The sequence below is a fragment of the Nocardia sienata NBRC 100364 genome, assembly GCF_001613205.1.
Lineage (GTDB): Bacteria > Actinomycetota > Actinomycetes > Mycobacteriales > Mycobacteriaceae > Nocardia > Nocardia sienata.
This window is the reverse complement of the sequence record NZ_BDBX01000027.1, coordinates 1-18823: the sequence shown is the minus strand read 5'-3', so window position 1 is coordinate 18823 and position 18823 is coordinate 1. Positions and strand designations below refer to the sequence as shown.

The 18823-nt window shown below is 67.9% G+C and carries 16 protein-coding genes and 1 tRNA gene; 12 read left to right on the top strand and 5 right to left on the bottom strand.

Annotated features, from left to right (window positions below; genetic code table 11):
* Positions 1–37: 37 nt before the first annotated feature.
* Complete coding sequence (locus NS4_RS15945) at positions 38–568, bottom strand: Rv0361 family membrane protein (RefSeq protein ID WP_157106076.1); 531 nt, start codon at positions 566–568, stop codon at positions 38–40.
* 161 nt (positions 569–729) lie between these two features.
* On the opposite strand from NS4_RS15945, the gene NS4_RS15940 reads away from it, so the two are divergent.
* The 3 genes from NS4_RS15940 (at position 730) to NS4_RS15930 (ending at position 3777) form a co-directional block, all read left to right on the top strand.
* Entirely contained in the window at positions 730–1761 is a 1032-nt protein-coding gene (locus tag NS4_RS15940) for a hypothetical protein (RefSeq protein ID WP_063060327.1), read from the top strand.
* A 179-nt stretch (positions 1762–1940) separates the two neighbouring features.
* On the top strand, positions 1941–2414 hold the full coding sequence (locus NS4_RS15935) for a nitroreductase family deazaflavin-dependent oxidoreductase (protein ID WP_063060326.1): 474 nt from the start codon (positions 1941–1943) through the stop codon (positions 2412–2414).
* Positions 2415–2568: 154 nt separating this feature from the next.
* Positions 2569–3777, top strand: coding sequence for an FAD-dependent oxidoreductase (locus NS4_RS15930; protein ID WP_063060325.1), 1209 nt, complete (start codon positions 2569–2571; stop codon positions 3775–3777).
* Positions 3778–4484: 707 nt separating this feature from the next.
* Here NS4_RS15930 and NS4_RS15925 read toward each other — a convergent pair.
* Positions 4485–5045 carry a hypothetical protein gene (locus NS4_RS15925; protein WP_063060324.1) on the bottom strand — a complete coding sequence of 187 codons (561 nt, stop codon included), beginning with the start codon at positions 5043–5045 and terminating at the stop codon, positions 4485–4487.
* 416 nt (positions 5046–5461) lie between these two features.
* Here NS4_RS15925 and NS4_RS15920 point away from each other — a divergent pair, with 416 nt between their 5' ends.
* Complete coding sequence (locus tag NS4_RS15920; RefSeq protein ID WP_369690214.1) at positions 5462–5695, top strand: tyrosine-type recombinase/integrase; 234 nt, start codon at positions 5462–5464, stop codon at positions 5693–5695.
* 60 nt (positions 5696–5755) lie between these two features.
* Here NS4_RS15920 and NS4_RS15915 read toward each other — a convergent pair.
* From NS4_RS15915 to NS4_RS15905, 3 genes are all read right to left on the bottom strand, one after another.
* Positions 5756–5828: transfer RNA gene (locus NS4_RS15915), tRNA-Arg, on the bottom strand.
* A 93-nt stretch (positions 5829–5921) separates the two neighbouring features.
* Positions 5922–6653 carry a DUF305 domain-containing protein gene (locus NS4_RS15910; RefSeq protein ID WP_084487344.1) on the bottom strand — a complete coding sequence of 244 codons (732 nt, stop codon included), beginning with the start codon at positions 6651–6653 and terminating at the stop codon, positions 5922–5924.
* Positions 6653–7606 carry a thioredoxin-like domain-containing protein gene (locus NS4_RS15905; RefSeq protein WP_063060322.1) on the bottom strand — a complete coding sequence of 318 codons (954 nt, stop codon included), beginning with the start codon at positions 7604–7606 and terminating at the stop codon, positions 6653–6655. Before NS4_RS15905 ends, NS4_RS15910 begins: the two co-directional genes overlap by 1 nt.
* Before the next feature lie 92 nt (positions 7607–7698).
* On the opposite strand from NS4_RS15905, the gene argS reads away from it, so the two are divergent.
* From argS to prfA, 8 genes are all read left to right on the top strand, one after another.
* Positions 7699–9357, top strand: a complete 1659-nt coding sequence (gene argS / locus NS4_RS15900; RefSeq protein WP_063060321.1) for an arginine--tRNA ligase — start codon at positions 7699–7701, stop codon at positions 9355–9357.
* 58 nt (positions 9358–9415) lie between these two features.
* Complete coding sequence (gene lysA / locus NS4_RS15895) at positions 9416–10831, top strand: diaminopimelate decarboxylase (protein WP_063060320.1); 1416 nt, start codon at positions 9416–9418, stop codon at positions 10829–10831.
* Positions 10832–10855: 24 nt separating this feature from the next.
* Positions 10856–12217, top strand: coding sequence for a homoserine dehydrogenase (locus tag NS4_RS15890; protein WP_063060380.1), 1362 nt, complete (start codon positions 10856–10858; stop codon positions 12215–12217).
* Between the two features lie 131 nt (positions 12218–12348).
* On the top strand, positions 12349–13410 hold the full coding sequence (gene thrC / locus NS4_RS15885; protein ID WP_063060319.1) for a threonine synthase: 1062 nt from the start codon (positions 12349–12351) through the stop codon (positions 13408–13410).
* Between the two features lie 26 nt (positions 13411–13436).
* Entirely contained in the window at positions 13437–14384 is a 948-nt protein-coding gene (gene thrB, locus NS4_RS15880) for a homoserine kinase (protein ID WP_063060379.1), read from the top strand.
* A 312-nt stretch (positions 14385–14696) separates the two neighbouring features.
* Positions 14697–16775 carry a transcription termination factor Rho gene (gene rho, locus NS4_RS15875; RefSeq protein ID WP_063060318.1) on the top strand — a complete coding sequence of 693 codons (2079 nt, stop codon included), beginning with the start codon at positions 14697–14699 and terminating at the stop codon, positions 16773–16775.
* 623 nt (positions 16776–17398) lie between these two features.
* A complete protein-coding gene (gene rpmE / locus NS4_RS15870; protein ID WP_030522405.1) occupies positions 17399–17629 on the top strand; it encodes a 50S ribosomal protein L31 in 231 nt (76 codons plus the stop codon).
* 99 nt (positions 17630–17728) lie between these two features.
* Positions 17729–18805 (top strand): peptide chain release factor 1, encoded by a 1077-nt coding sequence (gene prfA / locus NS4_RS15865; protein WP_063060317.1) that lies wholly within the window; start codon positions 17729–17731, stop codon positions 18803–18805.
* The last annotated feature ends 18 nt before the right edge of the window (positions 18806–18823 follow it).

Here is an 18823-nt window from a genome sequence, read left to right as displayed (position 1 = left end):
TGAGGGCTCGCAGCAGCTCATCGGCGCCCGCCGTCGATCATTTCGGGTCGCTGTCGGAGGAGGAACAGACCCGCCACCGGCCGTTCTCTTTCACGAGGCTCTCTTCGGAGGTGTCGTCCATCTCCTCGTCCTCACCCCCACCCGGTGCGGACAGGCTGAACTTGCCCTTGATCTCGGCTTTCGCGCGGTCACCGGTCACGACGACCTTGTCGACCGAGTCGATCTCGACCGTGAATCCGAGCTTCTCGGCCTCGGTTTTCTCCGAGTCGGACATGGCATCGAATTCGTCGCGGTCGGCTTTGCAGGCCAGCTGGGTGGCGGCCGCGAATCCGTCGTCGCTGAGCGTGCCGTAGAACTCGCGCAGCGAGGCCTTGATCTGCTGGTCGTCGGAGGACAGCGGGGTACGTCCCTGCACGGTCAGCACCACCACGGCGGCGATGGCGGCGACGACCACGGCCACGGCCGCCACCGTGCCCACGATGAGAGCGGTGCGCCGCTTTCGCGGGCGCGGGTTGCCGTCGGGCGGCTGCGGACCGGTCGCGGGCGGGCCTGCCGGTGGCTGAGTCAAAACAATCTCCGTTCCGGGGGATTTTCCCGCACATTACGACAAGTCCCGCATCGAAGTTCGCTTCGGCAGGTCACCTGGGCCGAGTTCTCCGCGCGCGCAAACGGCGACGGTGCTCCTACACTCCTATCGGCGGTATCCGGCAATGCGTGGAGGTTTGTTCTATGTCCGGTCGTGGTGTCCATCTATGCGGCAGTGTGCCGCTCTCCGACGCCGCGGAGGTCTTCGCGCAGGTCGCTAACCGTCTGGGTGGGCATATCACCCGAGTGCCCGACGGTGAGACCGGAGAGCGTGACAACTTTGTGGTGTGGCAGCTGCCCAGGCTGCAGGCGCACCCCGGCCTCGTCACCGTGCCGCCGCCGAGCCCGGAATACGGACCGAGCGAGCGGGTGCAACCGGCCCCCGGCATCGACGCGGCGACAATTGATTTCGGCACGCTCGGGTATGCACAGGCCGCCCGCGCGTCATGGCGGGTGTTCGAACAACTGCGCGCGCAGGGGGTGCTCCGGCCGGGCGTCCGATTCCAGGTCGGTCTGCCGACCCCGATCTCGGTGATCGGCGCGTTCGTCGCGGGCCCCCAAGCGGAACTGGAGATCCGCTACGAGGCAGCTGTCCTTGCCGAATTGGATCAGATCACCTCGGCGATTCCCCATGAGGATCTGGCGATTCAATGGGACGCGCCCGTCGAATTCGCTCTGTTCGAAGGTGTCTTCCCGTGTTGGTTCGGCGACGACTATCCCGCCCGGCTGGGCGGCGTCATCGAGCGGCTCGCCCGTCTCGGTGATGCGGTTCCCGCCGGCGTGGAGCTGGGCTATCACCTCTGTTACGGCGATTTCGGTCATCGGCATTTCGTCGAACCCGCCGATACCTCGAAACTTGTCGATGTGGCTTCCGGTGTGGCCACCGCGCTGAAGCGGCCGCTGAACTGGGTCCACCTGCCTGTCCCGAAAGAGCGCACCGACGCCGCGTATTTCGCCCCGCTCGAGGGCCTGGCGACAGCACCGGAGACAACCCTCTTCTTGGGCCTGGTGCACGCCTCCGACGGTTTCGACGGTGCTCGCCGCCGCATCAAGGCCGCGGCAGAGTTCGTGCCGGAGTTCGGAATCGCCACCGAATGCGGGATGGGTCGCCGCCCGGCCGGTCAGATCCCGGAACTGCTCGATCTGCACGCCCGCCTCGCGAACGCGTTGGACTGAGCCGGACCCATCCGAGGGCCCGCTCCGGTGTTCGATCACAGCCGCGACAGCTGCGCGTGTCGATCAGGAATCGAGAAGCTCTGCCGGGCGCGCCGGCGCTAACGTCGACACCGGCCAGGTGGCCCAGCGCGGTGCGCCGAAGCGCATCGCGATCCGGATGACCGACTGGAGGTAGGCAGATGGCAGGGAATCAGGGGCAGGGCCGCCCCGACGCCACAGCGGGCGGCCCGCTGCGGAAGCTCTCGCTGTGGTTCCAGCGCACGATGAACGTCCGCACGACCGGCTGGATCCGCCGCAAAGGTGGCAGGTATCTGGGCATGGATATGTTGATCCTGCACACCACGGGCCGCCGCACCGGGCAGCCACGCGAAACCCCGATCACCTGGTTCGCCGACGGCGAGGACGCCTGGCTGGTGGTCGCCTCGGGCGGCGGCGACCGCAACCCGGACTGGTACGCCAACCTGGTCGCGCATCCGGAGAACGTCGCGGTGGAACTGCACGGCCGCGCCGCCGTACCGGTGACGCCCCAGCGTCTCGACGGTGACGCGCGGGCACAGGCATGGCAGCACATCACCGCCACCCAGCCCCGCTACGACAAGTATCAGCGCAAATCCGATCGCGAATACCCGGTGGTCCGGTTGACGCCGCGCTGACCGCGCCCGCGCGCCCAGCGGTGATGCCGGTACCGGCACGAAAGCGTGCCGGTACCCGTCGCCTGTGCCATGCGTCAACGCGGGGTTGACGATCAAAATATCGTCAACTATTAGTTGACGGCATGTGGACGGTAGCGAAGTCCGAGGAGCGGTAATGGTCGATGTCGAGAACGTTGCACGACACCCCAGCGGCTCCCGGACGAAACGAGTGGTGATCGTGGGTGCCGGAATCGCCGGGCTGGCGGCGGCCCTGCGAATGCAAGCCGAAGACTGGGATGTCGTCGTGCTCGAACGAGCTCCGGCGCGGCGCAGCAGCGGCTACCTGCTGAACCTGCACGGGCCCGGATACGACGCCGTCGAGCGGCTCGGCCTGGTGCCCACGCTCGCTGCGCGCGATATCGGGTTCTTCACCTCGGTGCTCGTTCACGCCGACGGCCGGGAGAAGTTCACCGTTCCCGCCGCCGTCGCGCAGGCCGCGGTCGGAGACCGGGCGCTGAGCCTCTTCCGTGGCGATCTGGAGTCGGCGCTCTACGACGCGGTGGCCGAGCACGCCGATATCCGATTCGGCACCACGGTGCGGGCGGTGACCCAGGATCCCCACGCCGTCGAGATCACCCTGAGCGATGGCACACGCCTGCGGGCCGACCTGCTCATCGGCGCCGACGGTGTGCACTCCCGGGTCCGTGAACTCGTCTTCGGCCCCGAATCCGACTATCTGGTGCAGCTGAACCACATGGTGGGCGCCTTTCCGCTCGACACCGTGCCCGAGCACGTCGCCGAAGGTGTCGGCACGACCTTTCTCGGACCCCGGCGCACCGCCGCGGTGATGAACCTGGGACCGGGCCGTTCCTCGGCGTTCTTCACCTACCGCAGCCCCGACCCGGCGGCCGAGCTGACCCGCGGCGCCGCACCGGCGCTCACCGCGGCGTTCGGCGATCTCGGACGCGGGGTAGCCGACGCTCTCCGGCAGCTCACTGCCGACCCGGCCGACGCCTACTTCGACTCGGTCGGCCAGATCGTCATCGACCGGTGGAGTAGCGGCCGGGTCGTACTCCTGGGCGATGCCGCCTGGTGTGTCACAGTTTTCGCCGGCTACGGCGCGGCCCTGGCCCTCGACGGCGCCGACCGGCTCGGCGCCGCCCTCGCGGCCCACGGCGACGACTTCTCCACCGCACTCGCCGCCTGGGAGCAATCATTGCGCCCGGAGGTCCGTAAGCGGCAAGCTCTCGCCCGCAAGGGTATGAGCCGATTCGCCCCACCCACTCGTGCGCATGTCTGGGCCGGGGATCTCATGTTGCGCGCCATCCGGCTCCCCGGTATCCGCGGCCTCGTCCAGCGCTCGATTCAGCGCGCGAACAACTAGTCGCCGACCGATGGCGACGGTGGGCTGCCTGTTCCGGCCGGCCGGACATGCACGCGGAAAAGGTCGGATCGCTACCGGGAGGCGAGGTGCGGACCCGCGGCGTATGCCGACCGAAAGTGGAGGAAATCGCCGTTTGCCTGTTTCCGGTCGCGGGGGTGCGGTAAGCGGCGAATGAGTCGGGGGCCAGTAGAGAATCTGTAGCGAAGGAGATGACAACGATGGGTTCGATGGAGATGCTCCAGCGGATGTTGGCGATGATGTTCGGGATGATGCCCGGACTCGGCCCCGGCCTGTGACGACAGGAGCGGGCAATGTGCCGCCCGCCGGTGATCTCGTCGGCGGGCGGTTCCCGGCGGAGAATCCATCTCGCTACACAGGGGAGGCGACCAGGGCGTATCGGCGCCCCGCCGCGGGTTCGTCCACCCGCATCCGTAGGACGGTGGAGCGGGCGAAGATTTCGGTCGAGGTGGTGCCACCGCATGCCACTCGGCAGGAATCGAACCTGCGGTCTTCTGCTCCGCAGGCAGGTCAGAACCGTATTTCGCTGTCTTCGGCCGGACGATGATGGTCGGTTACCTCGCGATTCGGTATCTCGTCGTATGCCTGTCTTCGTGGTACTTGTGACATTGACGTGACACCCGGCACCTCGGCGCGAAGCGCTTCTCCGCTGTCAGTACCGGACCCTGAGCTGCAGAGATCGGACGTATCTAGACGTTTTGGTCACCATAGCGCGACTTGAACCAGGCCACTTGCTCGGCACTTGTCGACGATGAGACGGCAGACACGTCACCGAGATGTGCACCGCCACGACGACGCTTTCCCTCCCCACGAGACCGGCACACTGTGACGGAGACCTGAGAAGCAGGTTGCCAGTGCAGGGTGTGGGCCGGATTGTAGGGATGCGGGATGTCCTCCGTGTGCACGCCGCGCTTGGCCAGCAGTCGCGCCAGTTTGTCGAAGCGAAGATGGCGGTCGAAGCGGCCGTACCGATCGTGAATTACCTTGTTGACAGTGCTGCCGCCGTAGGAAAGTCGATGAACTTGCAGGGTGAAGTGGTGCCCTTTCCAGGGGCTGTCGCGTGATTCCCGGAACCAGAAGAACTCAACCAATCCGTAGTCGCGCCACATGCTCTGGTGGTCCAGGGAGTTCTCGGCAAAGTTGGAGCCCAGGATGGCGGTGACCTGGTCGGGAGTGTCCGTCGGCTTGGCGCCGAGGACCGTTCCGGACGTGATCACGTCCATGTAGAACTCAAGGGAATACGGTGTCACTGGTTCTTCCTCGAGAGGCTGAGGTGGCCGATATCGTCCAACTCAGAGTAGGTACCGGTATGCCACGAAGATCCATCGGACAGGCCCGAGGTCGACCAAGCCGCCACTCGAATGGCCGGGCTGAATGGTGGCGTGCACACACTTCTCGGTTTCGAAAATCAACCATCTCGGATCGGAAGCGAGTGGTGCCGGCGTGCCGCCGACGCGCCGGTGGGGCCGCCGGCGTAGCCAGGTCCCGCCGGCGCGTGGCGGCGGCGCGCCGGCGCCGGCGCTCTTGATCCTATATAGCTGAATTCGGCAGCCGATCGCGCTGGGAACCGGAATCGTCGGTGCGGACGTTGGGGGAGTCCGGCGGGCTCGTCGGCGTCAGGCGGCGGACAAGCTCCAGTTGGGGGAGGCGTACCAGGACGGGGACTATGTCGGTCAAAAAGGCGGGTGTCCGGCATATCAGGCTGCATGATGCCCGTCACACCTGCGGGACGACGATGCATCTCCGGAAGGTCCCGATGGCCGTGATGGCAGCATGGCCGGGTCACGCCGACGCGAGCGTGACAGCGAGGATCTACACCCATTCGCAGGACGAGGCACTGCGGGCGGCTGCGAAGACTTTGGGTGAGGTTGTGACAACTCGTGACACTCAGGCTCGCTGACGCCAGGAACGAGAAAGGCCCCCGACCAGAACCCAGCTGGTCGGGGGCCTTCCTCGTGCGTGCCCTCGGCAGGAATCGAACCTGCGGCCTTCTGCTCCGGAGGCAGACGCTCTATCCCCTGAGCTACGAGGGCGGGGATCCACCCGGTGCGACCGGGAGCCGGTCGATCGGGCGGACCACAGCGTATCGCATCATCGCCGATGCGGCCAAAACGAGTGGTGGCGGTTCAGTTCAGGGGCAGCGGCCGGCCGCCGCGAGCGGCGAGCATATCGGTGATGAGCCGGGCCTCACCCTGCTGCGCGGCGAGCATCTGCCCGGCCAGAATGCCGATCTCGCCGGTTCCGGCGTGTTCGGCGCCGTATTCGAGCATGGGGACCCCGCCCTCGTGGTGGCGCAGCATGAGTTGCAGGAACAGCACATCGAGATCGGTGCCGCGCGCGTCGCGCAGCCGCCGGATGTCCTCGGTGCTCGCCATACCCGGCATCGCGGCCACGGCTCCGGACCCGTGTGTCCCCGATCCGTGGTCGTGACCCTCACTGTGCTGGTCCCCACCGTGGCCGGTGTCGTGCATCCAGCCCATATAGCCGTCCGTGCCGCGCGCCGGGGCGCCCCACATCTGCAGCCAGCCCTGCATCCGTCCGATCTGGCTCTGCTGGGTGGTGAGGATGTCGTAGGCGAGGCGCTGCACCGCGGGATCGGCCGAACCCAGCAGCGCGATCCCCGACATCTCGACCGCCTGGGTGTGGTGGGCCGACATGTCCTGGGCGAAGCCGATATCGACCGGGCCCGGCTCGGGCCCGCCGGATCCGTCCGGCGAGAACAGCACACCCGCGCCGAACCCGACCACGAGCAGCGCGATCGCGGCGACTATCAGCAGCGGAGTGCGCTGGTCGCGCAGCTGCGCGCGGAAGCCGGACTCGGTGCGGGGTCCGGCCTCGGAGGTTTCCGTTTCCGGCATTACGAGCCGGCTCCGGGAGCCTGCTGGTCGGACGCGGTACCAGGAGCCTGCTGGTCGGGTACCGCGCCGGGGGCCTGCTGGCCCGGCAGGGTGCCGGGCATCCCCGGGATCGCCGGGATACCACCGGGCAGCCCGCCGCCGGGCATTCCCAGACCGCCGAGTTCGCTCTGGTCGGGCTGCAGGCCGGCACCGTCCATCGGCACGGCGTCGGGGCCCGGTTCGCTCGGGTCGTAGGGCGGCGGGTTCTGGGTGTCGAAGGCGACCGTCGCGCAGTCCGCGCCGACCTCGGGGTAGGCGAAGTTGTTCAGCCGCAGCGCGGTGATGAACTGACCGATCCGCTCGTCGTCGGCACTGTTCACCGTGAGCTGATGCCCCCACGACTGCAGCGAGACGGGTGCTTCCTGGCCCGGGTGCGGCGACATGAGCATGTACTGCTCACCCTCGACCTTCTTCCTCAGCGTGTCGATCCCGGACTGGTCGACCTTGTCGGGGTTGTAGGTGATCCACACCGCGCCGTGTTCCAGCGAGTGCACTGCGTTCTCGTCGCGCAGCGCCTTGTCGTAGACGGTTCCCATGCAGTTGGCCCAGGAGGAATCGTGCGGGCCGCCGAACGGCGGGGTCTGGTCGTAGGCCACCCGTTGGGTCGCGTCGACGTGCAGACCGGCCGGGTACTCCTTCTTCACCACGCCCTCGATCTGGTCGGAGGGGTCTTTCTGCTGCTCGGAGGGGGTGAATTTCTCCAGGGCGGCCTTCTCCTGGTACTTGGGCACCAGGTTCACCGCCAGGGCCGCGATCAGTCCGACGAGCACCACGACCGCGCCGATGGTGAGCCACGGGATTCGCTGGCCGATCGGCGTTTTGCCCTTGTTCCTGCTGCTGCTCGCGCGCGCCCCCGCGACTTTGCCCGCCGCCTTCACGGCCTTGGCCGATTTGGCGCTCGTCCTGTTCGGCATACCGGTCCCAGTTCTTTCCACGTCGATGGACAGTGCCGAGCTGCGGTGCCCACTCGCGGCGCGCACCCACTCGGACCATAGGATAGAGACTCGTGACTCCAGCCGACCTTGCAGATCTCCTTCACGCCACCGCGGCGAAGGTCCTCGCCGAACGTGGACTGGATGCCGCGGTGCTGCCCGACACGGTCGATGTGGAGCGTCCCCGGAATCCGGAGCACGGTGACTACAGCACCAATGTAGCGATGAAGGTCGCGAAGAAAGCCGGGACCAACCCGCGGGATCTGGCCGGCTGGCTGGCCGAGGCGCTGAGCGATACCGAGGCCGTCGCCGCCGCGGAGGTCGCCGGGCCCGGCTTCCTCAACATCAGGGTCGCCGCGTCCGCGCAGGGTGCGGTGCTCGAGCAGGTGCGTGCGGCAGGGGCGGCCTACGGCACCGCGAACGCGCTCGCCGGTACGAAGATCAATCTGGAATTCGTCTCCGCCAACCCGACCGGTCCGGTGCACCTGGGCGGGACCCGTTGGGCGGCGGTGGGCGACGCGCTGGGCCGGATCCTGGCCGCGCAGGGTGCCGAGGTCACCCGCGAGTACTACTTCAACGATCACGGCGCGCAGATCACCCGGTTCGCCGAATCGCTGGTCGCCGCCGCCACGGGCGCGCCGACCCCGGAGAACGGGTACGCGGGCGCCTATATCGGCGAGATCGCCGACCGGATCGTCGCCGACCATCCCGGCGCGGCCGAACTCGAACCGGAAAAACGACTGGAATTGTTCCGCGCCGAGGGCGTGGAACTGATGTTCGCGCACATCAAGCAAACGCTGCACGAATTCGGCACCGATTTCGATGTGTACTTCAACGAGAGCTCGCTGTTCGCCTCGGGCGCGGTCGAACGCGCGGTGGATACGCTGAAGAATTCCGGTGACCTGTATTCGAAGGACGGCGCCTGGTGGATCGCCAGCTCCGAATACGGTGACGATCAGGACCGTGTGGTAATCAAGAGCGACGGGAACGCCGCCTATATCGCCGGCGATATCGCCTATCTGCAGGACAAACGGTCGCGTGGTTTCGATCTGTGCATCTATATGCTCGGCGCCGACCATCACGGCTACATCGGCCGGTTGAAGGCCGCGGCCGCCGCGTTCGGTGACGACCCCGACAGCGTCGAGGTGCTCATCGGCCAGATGGTGAACCTACTGCGCGACGGTGTGGCGGTGCGGATGAGCAAACGCGCGGGCACCGTGGTCACGCTCGACGATCTGGTGGAGGCCATCGGCGTCGACGCCGCCCGCTACTCGCTGGTGCGCAGCTCGGTGAACTCGAGCATCGATATCGACCTGGACCTGTGGGCCAAACAGGACAGCGTGAACCCGGTGTACTACGTGCAGTACGCGCACGCCCGCGCCGCGTCCATCGCGCGCAATGCCGCCGAATTCGAATACGACACGGTGACACCGGATTTCGCCCTGCTCGACTCCGAGTTCGAAGGCGCGCTCATCCGCACCATCGGCGAATTCCCGCGGGTGGTGGCGAGTGCGGCGACCCTGCGGGAACCGCACCGCATCGCGCGATACCTGGAGGAACTGGCCGGCGCCTACCACCCGTTCCAGACCAACAAGGCCCTGCGGGTACTGCCGCTGGGCGACGAGCCCGTATCGCCGGTCAACGCCGCCCGCCTGGTGCTGGTGAACGCGACCCGGCAGGTGCTGGCCAACGGCCTGGCCCTGCTCGGCGTCACCGCTCCGGAGCGGATGTGACCGCGCCCGGTAATCGCATCGACCGACTGTTCCGGCAGTGGACGAGGAAGGAAGACCGATGAGTGTCCATCCCGCCGGGCCCCGGCATGCCGAGATCCCGCACGCCCCGAATCTGCCGGAGCGCCCGGCCGATCCGCGGCAGCTGATCGACCTGCCCGCGCAGGTGTGGCCGCGCAACGCCACCCGCGGCGCCGACGATGTGGTCCGGCTGGCGGGGGTGCCGGTCACCGAACTCGCCGAGAAGTTCGGCACGCCGCTGTTCGTGGTGGACGAGGACGATTTCCGGTCCCGCTGCCGCGATATGGTGCGCGCGTTCGGGCCGAATTCGCGAGTCCACTACGCCTCCAAGGCTTTTCTGTGTGGCGAGATCGCGCGCTGGATCCGCGACGAAGGTCTGTCGCTGGACGTGTGTTCCGGCGGTGAACTCGCTGTCGCGCTGCACGCGGGCTTCCCGGCCGAGCGCATCGCCCTGCACGGCAACAACAAATCGGTGGCCGAACTCGAGGCCGCGGTGGCGGCGGGTGTGGGTCATGTGGTGGTCGACTCGCTGATCGAGATCGAGCGGCTCGAAGCCGTCGCCGGTGCCGCCGGAGTCGTCCAGGACGTCCTGGTCCGGGTCACCGTCGGTGTGGAGGCGCACACCCACGAATACATCTCCACCGCGCACGAGGACCAGAAATTCGGTTTCTCCATTTCCGGCGGCGACGCCATGGAAGCGCTGGCGCGGGTGTTCGAGGCCGATAATCTGCGGTTGGTCGGGTTGCACAGCCATATCGGCTCGCAGATCTTCGAAATCGACGGTTTCGAAATCGCCGCCCGCCGGATGCTGAGACTGTTGCGCGACGCCGTCGACAAATTCGGCGTCGAACGCACCTCGCAGATATCGCTGCTCGATCTGGGCGGTGGTCTGGGTATCTCCTACCTGCCCTCCGACGATCCGCCGCCGCTGGACATGTTCGCCGAGAAACTCGGCGCGCTGGTCGCTCACGAGGCCGAAGCCGCCGGGCTACCTGTCCCGCGTATCGCTGTGGAACCGGGACGTGCCATCGCCGGCCCCGGTACCGTGACCCTCTACGAAGTCGGCACCATCAAGGACGTCTCGCTCGACGGTGGCCTGCGCCGCCGCTACGTCAGCGTGGACGGCGGGATGAGCGACAATATCCGGCCCGCGCTCTACCAGGCCGACTACCACTGCCAGCTGGTGTCCCGGGGTTCCGAGGCTCCGCCGGTCGTCGCCCGCGTTGTCGGAAAACACTGTGAGAGCGGGGATATCATCATCCGTGACACCTGGATACCGGCCGATGCGGGCCCGGGGGACCTCATCGCGGTGGCCGGCACCGGTGCCTACTGCTATTCCATGTCGAGCCGGTACAACATGCTGACCCGTCCCGCCGTCGTCGCCGTGAGCGACGGCACGGCCCGGTTGATCCTGCGCCGGGAAACGGTCGAGGACCTGCTCGGTCTGGAGGTCTGAATGGACGCGACGAAAGGGGCGAGCATGCCAGAGGGGGCCGAGGTGGTACCGGGTCGATGGGGGCCGGACCGCCCGATCGGTATCGCGGTACTGGGGATGGGCAATGTGGGTAGCGAGGTCGTGCGGATCCTGCGTGAGCACGCCGACGATCTACAGTCCCGGGTCGGCGCGCCGCTGACCCTGCGTGGAGTCGCGGTGCGCAGCCTCGACCGCGACCGCGGACTGCCCGCCGAACTGGTCACCACCGATGCCGAAGCGCTGGTCGCCCGGCCCGACGTCGACCTGGTGGTCGAGGTGATCGGTGGTATCGATCCGGCCCGCAAACTCATCCTGGCCGCGCTCAACGCCGGGAAGTCCGTGGTCACCGCCAACAAGGCGCTGCTGGCCGATTACACCGGCGAACTGGCCGCCGCCGCGGAACGCAGCCGCGCCGACCTGTACTTCGAGGCCGCGGTGGCCGGTGCCATCCCGGTGGTGCGGCCGCTCATCCAGTCGCTGTCCGGCGACCGGGTGAACCGGGTGGTCGGCATCGTGAACGGCACCACCAACTTCATCCTCTCGGCGATGGACGAGACGGGTGCCGACTACGGTGAGACCCTCGCCGAAGCGACCCGCCTCGGCTACGCCGAAGCCGACCCAACCGCCGACGTCGAGGGCTACGACGCTGCCGCGAAAGCGGCGATCCTGGCCTCGCTGGCCTTCCACACCCGGGTGACGGCAGCCGACGTCTACCGGCAGGGCATCGCCACGATCACCGCCGAGGACCTGGAAACCGCGTCCGCGCTGGACTGCACCGTCAAACTGCTGGCCATCTGCGAGCGGGTCCCGGCGGGCGCGGGCGAACCCACCCCGGCCGAGGGCGGCAAGGACCGGGTGTCGGTGCGCGTCTATCCGGCGCTCATCCCGCGCAAACATCCGCTGGCCGCGGTGACCGGAGCGTTCAACGCGGTGGTCGTGGAGGCCGAGAACGCCGGGCGGCTCATGTTCTACGGGCAGGGCGCCGGTGGGGCGCCGACTGCCTCGGCTGTCCTCGGTGACCTGGTCATGGCCGCCCGCAATAAATTTTTCGGTGGCCGGGCGCCCGGCGAATCGGTCTATGCTGAGCTTCCGATCGCGCCGATCGGCGACACCCCGACGCGCTATCACGTGAATCTGAAGGTCGAAGACCGTCCCGGCGTACTGGCGCGGGTGGCGGGCGAATTCTCCCACCACGGAGTGAGTATTTCGACTGTCCGGCAGGAGGGTCACGACGACAAGGCGCGACTGGTGGTCGTGACCCACCTCGCGACCGAGGCGGCTCTGTCGGAGACCGTCGCCGCGCTGTCGGATATGGAATCCGTCACATCTGTCACCAGCGTTCTGAGATTGGAAGGCACCGAGGAATGACAACAGCATCGCGCAGCGATTCCGTCAGGGGCGGCGGTGGGGCGACGGGTGGGCCAACAGCATCGCGCAGCGATTCCGTCAGGGGCGGTGCGACAGGTGGGCCCACCGTCGGCGTCGCACCGCAGGCCGGAGTGCACTCCCGCTGGCCCGGGCTCATCGCTGCCTACCGCGACCGGCTCGCGGGCGCGGCCGACTGGGAACCGGTCACCCTCTTCGAAGGCGGGACCCCGCTGGTCCCCGCGCCGCGTCTGTCGCAGCTCACGGGCTGCGAGGTGTACTTGAAGGTCGAGGGCGCCAATCCGACGGGTTCGTTCAAGGACCGCGGGATGACCATGGCCATGACCGATGCCAAATACCGCGGTCAGCAGGCGGTCTTGTGCGCCTCCACCGGTAACACCTCGGCTTCGGCCGCCGCCTACGCCACCCGCGCGGGGATGACCTGCGCGGTGCTCATCCCGCAGGGCAAGATCGCCATGGGCAAACTGGCCCAGGCCGTGATGCTCGGCGCGAAGGTCATCCAGGTCGAGGGCAATTTCGACGACTGCCTGGAACTGGCCCGCAAGGTCACCTCGGACTTCCCGTCCATCGGCCTGGTGAACTCGGTGAACCCGGCGCGGATCGAGGGGCAGAAAACCGCCTCCTTCGAAATCTGCGATGTGCTCGGCCGGGCCCCCGATGTACACGCGCTGCCGGTGGGCAACGCCGGCAACATCACCGCCTACTGGCGGGGTTACCGCGAATACCGGGCCGACGGCGTGACCGAAACGCTGCCCCGCATGCTGGGCGTCCAGGCGGCCGGGGCGGCCCCGCTGGTCAACGGCGCCCCGGTCAGCCACCCGGAAACCATCGCGACCGCCATTCGGATCGGCGCGCCCGCCTCCTGGAACGGCGCCGTGGCGGCCAAGGAGGAATCCGGCGGCGCGTTCCGCGCGGCCACCGACGAGGAGATCCTGCACGCGTACCGTCTGGTCGCTGCCGAAGAGGGTGTTTTCGTGGAGCCCGCGTCGGCGGCGAGCGTCGCCGGTGTGCTGGCCGCCCACGCCGAGGGCTGGCTGGAGCCCGGACAGACGGTGGTCTGCACGGTCACCGGAAACGGGCTCAAGGACCCCGATACCGCCCTGCTCGGCATGCCCGAGGTACAGGCCATCCAGGTCGACCCGGTCGCCGTGGCCGCACGACTCGAACTGGCCTGACGGTGGATACGCGCGAAAGCCGGCTTGTGGCTCCGACCCTGCCGGCCGGTATCACGGTCTCGGTCCGGGTGCCGGCATCCACCGCGAATCTGGGTCCCGGTTTCGATTCGCTGGGGATGGCCCTGGGGATCTACGACGAGATCGAGGTGCGCAGTACCGATTCCGGCCTGAACATCCGGATGGAGGGCGAAGGCGCCGACGAGGTGGCCTGGGGGCCAAACCATCTGGTGGTACGGGCGATCGAACGCGGGCTGGAATCGGCCGGTATCTGGGCCGACGGCCTGGACGTGCTGTGCCGGAACGCGATTCCGCATTCCCGCGGACTGGGTTCCTCCGCCTCGGCTGTGGTCGGCGGGCTGGCCGCCGGGCGGGCGCTGGCCGCGCGATTCGATTCGTCTCTGGCGGTGGATACCGATCAATTGGTGCAGCTCGCCTCGGAATTCGAAGGCCACCCCGATAACGCCGCCGCCAGTGTGCTCGGTGGAATCGTCGTGTCCTGGACCGAGACGGGCCCCGGCCCGGATACCGATATCGGCGCGCCGCAACGCCTCTACCGGGCGGTCCGCCTCGACGCGCATCCCACGGTACATCCGGTCGTCCTGGTTCCCGACGAGCGCTCCTCCACCGCGCAGACCCGCGGGTTGCTGCCCGAACAGGTACCGCACCGGGACGCGGCGTTCAACGTGAGCCGGGCCGCGCTGGCGGTCGTCGCGCTGACCCAGCGCCCGGATCTGCTGCTCCCGGCCACCGCGGATCGGTTGCACCAGACCCAGCGCGCCCCCGCGCTACCGCTGACCACCGCGTGGATCCAGCGGCTGCGTGATGCCGGCATCGCGGCCATGGTCTCGGGCGCCGGGCCCACCGTGCTCGCCCTTCTGACCTGTCCTTTCCCCGAAGAGCTACGGCTGTCGGCGGCCGCGGACGGGCTCCGGGTGATCGAACCGGGCATCGCGGAGGGCGTGCAGATCGGCTGACGGGCGCGTCCGCCTTGCCGACCCTCGTACTTGCCCGCTATCCTGGGCAAGTCCGTACATCGCGCGCATCAGACGCCGGTGCTTCATCAGGGCAATCGCTCCAGCAGGCTCCAGGCTCGAGCCCTCATGCCATGGGGGTGCCGCGCAGCCGCTCAACTGGAATGATCTCTTCCACCTTTTCCAGCGGTGGCGAAGCACCCGGTCCCGGAGGGGCAGGCGATACGGCTACAAATCCGAGTCCGGCAGCGAGATCGGGCTACGGAACGAACCCTCGACACAGCACACGGCCATCGAGGGAAGGAAAGGATCTCCGTGACAGATACGGACCTGCTCGCGACACCCGGGGTGGTATCCGACTCCGAACCCTCGGGCAACCGCGAAAGTGACTCCGGACAGATTTCTTCGAAGATGAGCGAGAACACCGACATCGGATCGGGGCTGACTGGAATGTTGTTGCCGCAGTTGCGCGCACTGGCAGGGGAACTCGGAATTCGAGGCACCTCCGGTATGCGCAAGGGTGATCTCATCGCCGCCATCAAGGAAAACCAGGCCGGCAGACCCGCCGCCGCGGAGCGCAGCACCCGCGCGAAGGCTGCCAAAGAACGTAAAACCGCAGACCAGCCTGCCGAGGCCGGGACCGCGGCGCCTGCCGTCGAGGCCGCGCCCGCCGCCGCGTCGGCTCCGGCGGTCGAAGCGCCCGCCGCCGATACCGTGGCGAAGAAGGATTCCGCGGCCGCGGACAAGGGCAAGCCCGAGCAGGCCGCCACCAACGGCTCGGCGACCGCCAACGGCACCGCCGGCACCGCCGCGGATACCGAGTCCGGCGCCCGGACCGAAGGCAGAGCCGACAACAAGCCGGCCGAGGGCGCCGAGGATACGGGCCGTGATGCCGGCCAGCGTGGCCGCGGCCGCCAGCGTCGTGGCCGCGACCAGCAGCCCAAGAACGGCGAGCCCGCCGGTGAGGATGCCAAGCAGCAGGACGGCACGAAGCACGAGGGCGCCAAGCAGGACGGCAAAGACGGTAAGGACGGCGAGCAGGGCGAACGCCGTCGCGACCGCAACCAGGGCCAGCAGGGCCAGGGTGGCGATCAGCGCGGCTCCGGCAACCGGGGCGGCGGCGATCGAGGTGGCGACGACGAGGAAGGCGGCCGTGGCCGCCGTGGCCGCCGGTTCCGTGAGCGTCGCCGGGGTCGCGACCGCGACGGTGGCGGCGGTGAAGCGCGCGAGCCCGAGATCCGCGAGGACGACGTGCTCCAGCCGGTCGCGGGCATCCTCGACGTGCTGGACAACTACGCGTTTGTGCGTACCTCCGGCTACCTGGCCGGACCGAACGACGTCTACGTCTCGATGAACCTGGTCCGCAAGAACGGCCTGCGCCGCGGTGACGCGATCACCGGTGCGGTCCGCGCGCCGCGCGACGGGGAACAGAGCAACCAGCGGCAGAAGTTCGATCCGCTGGTGCGGCTGGACACCGTCAACGGCGCCGAAATCGATTCGGCCAAGCGCCGCCCCGATTTCAACAAACTGACCCCGCTGTACCCGAACCAGCGGCTGCGCCTGGAAACCCAGCAGAACAAGCTGACCACCCGGGTGATCGACCTGATCATGCCGATCGGTAAGGGCCAGCGTGCGCTGATCGTGTCCCCGCCGAAGGCCGGTAAGACCACGATCATGCAGGACATCGCCAACGCGATCGCGATCAACAACCCCGAGTGCTACCTCATGGTGGTGCTGGTCGACGAACGTCCCGAAGAAGTCACCGATATGCAGCGTTCGGTGAAGGGCGAGGTCATCGCCTCGACCTTCGACCGGCCGCCGTCCGACCACACCTCGGTCGCCGAACTGGCCATCGAGCGGGCCAAGCGCTTGGTCGAGATGGGCAAGGACGTCGTGGTGCTGCTCGACTCGATCACCCGTCTGGGCCGCGCGTACAACAACTCCTCGCCAGCCTCCGGGCGCATCCTGTCCGGTGGTGTCGACTCCACCGCGCTGTACCCGCCCAAGCGCTTCCTCGGCGCGGCGCGCAATATCGAGAACGGTGGATCGCTCACCATCATCGCCACCGCGATGGTGGAAACCGGTTCGACCGGTGACACGGTGATCTTCGAGGAGTTCAAGGGCACCGGTAACGCCGAGCTCAAACTGGACCGCAAGATCGCCGAGCGGCGCGTGTTCCCCGCGGTGGACGTCAACCCGTCCGGCACCCGTAAGGACGAGCTGCTGCTCAACCCGGACGAGGCGGCGGTCCTGCACAAGCTGCGTCGCGTCCTGTCGGGTCTGGACTCCCACCAGGCCATCGACCTGCTGATCGACCGCCTGCGCAAGAGCAAGAACAACCTCGAGTTCCTGATGCAGGTCTCCAAGACAGCACCGGGTGCGCTGGACGAATAGCTGTGTTCATGGCGGCGCCTGCGGTGCCGCGGGGTCGAGGCCCCCTCGGTCTCGCCGTTCAGGCCTCGAGACTCGCGGCTTCGCCGCATGCGCTTCGAGGCCTGAACGGCGAGACGGGCCGCGACCCTTCGGGGGCCTCGCTGAACTCGGCACCGAGCGGGTCGACCTTCCGAGAAGGTCGACCCGCTGGTCGTTTCTCGGGTGAGGCCGCGACGGTTGTTCGTTTCCCGGCAAGCCTGTCCCGGCACACGCAGCAATTGAAGAGGCCGGGCCGCCGTGACAGCTCCCAGGCCGCCCGGTCGTGGATGCGACGGCGCGCAGGTGCCGGACGTCCCGAGCGTCCCGTGGAGTATGCGAGCGGCACCCGGTCCGGCGCGTTGCCGGATCATCGACGTTCCGGCGACCGTCTCGGGCCGAATCCGGGCAAGGCTCGGATACACGAGCAACGAGGGCGCGCGGAACAAATCCCGGGGTGGGGGCGTTGCAGCAGGCATCGGTGGCTCTGGCATACTTGGCCGCCGTGCGTCTGCGATTCGCGCAGGCAATCCCGCCTGAAGTCGGTTCCGGTTCACGTTCGGCGCAGACGCCCGAGCGACCCGGCGACCAATATCGAGAGGACACCCATGAAGGCAGGAATTCACCCGACCTACGTCGACACCACGGTGGTCTGCGGTTGCGGTAATACCTTCCAGACCCGCTCCACCAAGGAATCGGGACACATCACCGTCGAGGTCTGCTCGCAGTGCCACCCGTTCTACACCGGCAAGCAGAAGATCCTGGACACCGGTGGTCGCGTGGCCCGCTTCGAGGCCCGCTACGGCAAGCGTGCCAAGAAGGAAGCCGACGCCAAGTAGCTTTCTCGCCAACGCCCGGTCCTGCCCAGTCGCAGGCCGGGCGTTGGTGTTTTCTGCCCACCCCTCCCCGCGTCGTCCTTTCGAGTAGGAGCCACGTTCATGGCCGAGAAAACCGCACCGTCCGCGATCGACGATGTGCTGGCCGAATACGCCGGACTGGAAACCCAGCTGGCAGACCCGGCCCTGCACAACGACCCGGACGCCGCGCGACGGGTCGGGAAGCGGTTCGCCGAACTGGCACCGGTGATGACCACCTACAAGAAACTCTCCGCCACCCGCGACGACCTCGAAGCCGCCCGGGAACTGGCCGCCGACGATTCGGCATTCGCCGCCGAGGTCCCCGGCCTCGAAGAACAGCTCGAAGAACTCGAGAAACAACTCGCTGATCTACTCGCCCCCCGCGACCCGCACGACGGTGACGATGTGGTGCTGGAAGTGAAATCCGGTGAAGGCGGCGAAGAGTCGGCGCTGTTCGCCGCCGACCTGGCCCGCATGTACGTCCGCTACGCCGAACGCCGCGGCTGGAAGGTCGAGATCCTCGACGCCGCCGTCTCCGACCTCGGCGGCTACAAAGAGGCGACACTGTCCATCAAGAGCCGCGACGCCGCCCGCGACGGGGTGTGGTCGCGCTTCAAGTTCGAAGGCGGTGTGCACCGCGTGCAGCGGGTGCCGGTCACCGAATCGCAGGGTCGAGTCCACACCTCGGCCGCCGGTGTCCTCATCTATCCCGAACCCGACGAAGTCGAAGAGGTACAGATCGACGAGAGCGATCTGCGTATCGACGTCTACCGCTCCTCCGGCAAGGGGGGCCAGGGCGTCAACACCACCGACTCGGCGGTCCGCATCACCCACCTGCCCTCCGGAATCGTCGTCACCTGCCAGAACGAACGTTCGCAGCTACAGAACAAAGCCCGGGCCATGCAGGTCCTGGCCGCGCGCCTGCAGGCCCTGGCCGAAGAGCAGGCCGAACAGGAAGCCGCGGAGGGCCGCGCCGGGCAGATCCGCACGGTCGACCGCTCCGAACGCATCCGCACCTACAACTTCCCGGAGAACCGCATCGCCGACCACCGCATCGGCTACAAGGCCCACAACCTGGACGCGGTCCTCAACGGCGAAATGGACGCCCTCCTGGACGCCCTGGCCACCGCCGACCGCGCCGCCCGAATGGCCGAGTAGCTGTGTTTATCGGCGGCG

Excerpts from the sequence above, each read along its gene's own strand:
- NS4_RS15920 (WP_369690214.1), top strand. The coding sequence starts at position 5,462 with ATGTCGGTCAAAAAGGCGGGTGTCCGGCATATCAGGCTGCATGATGCC.
- NS4_RS15890 (WP_063060380.1), top strand. The coding sequence starts at position 10,856 with ATGCCAGAGGGGGCCGAGGTGGTACCGGGTCGATGGGGGCCGGACCGC.
- NS4_RS15910 (WP_084487344.1), bottom strand. The coding sequence starts at position 6,653 with ATGCCGGAAACGGAAACCTCCGAGGCCGGACCCCGCACCGAGTCCGGC.
- NS4_RS15935 (WP_063060326.1), top strand. The coding sequence starts at position 1,941 with ATGGCAGGGAATCAGGGGCAGGGCCGCCCCGACGCCACAGCGGGCGGC.
- NS4_RS15905 (WP_063060322.1), bottom strand. The coding sequence starts at position 7,606 with ATGCCGAACAGGACGAGCGCCAAATCGGCCAAGGCCGTGAAGGCGGCG.
- NS4_RS15930 (WP_063060325.1), top strand. The coding sequence starts at position 2,569 with ATGGTCGATGTCGAGAACGTTGCACGACACCCCAGCGGCTCCCGGACG.
- lysA (WP_063060320.1), top strand. The coding sequence starts at position 9,416 with ATGAGTGTCCATCCCGCCGGGCCCCGGCATGCCGAGATCCCGCACGCC.
- NS4_RS15940 (WP_063060327.1), top strand. The coding sequence starts at position 730 with ATGTCCGGTCGTGGTGTCCATCTATGCGGCAGTGTGCCGCTCTCCGAC.
- rpmE (WP_030522405.1), top strand. The coding sequence starts at position 17,399 with ATGAAGGCAGGAATTCACCCGACCTACGTCGACACCACGGTGGTCTGC.
- prfA (WP_063060317.1), top strand. The coding sequence starts at position 17,729 with ATGGCCGAGAAAACCGCACCGTCCGCGATCGACGATGTGCTGGCCGAA.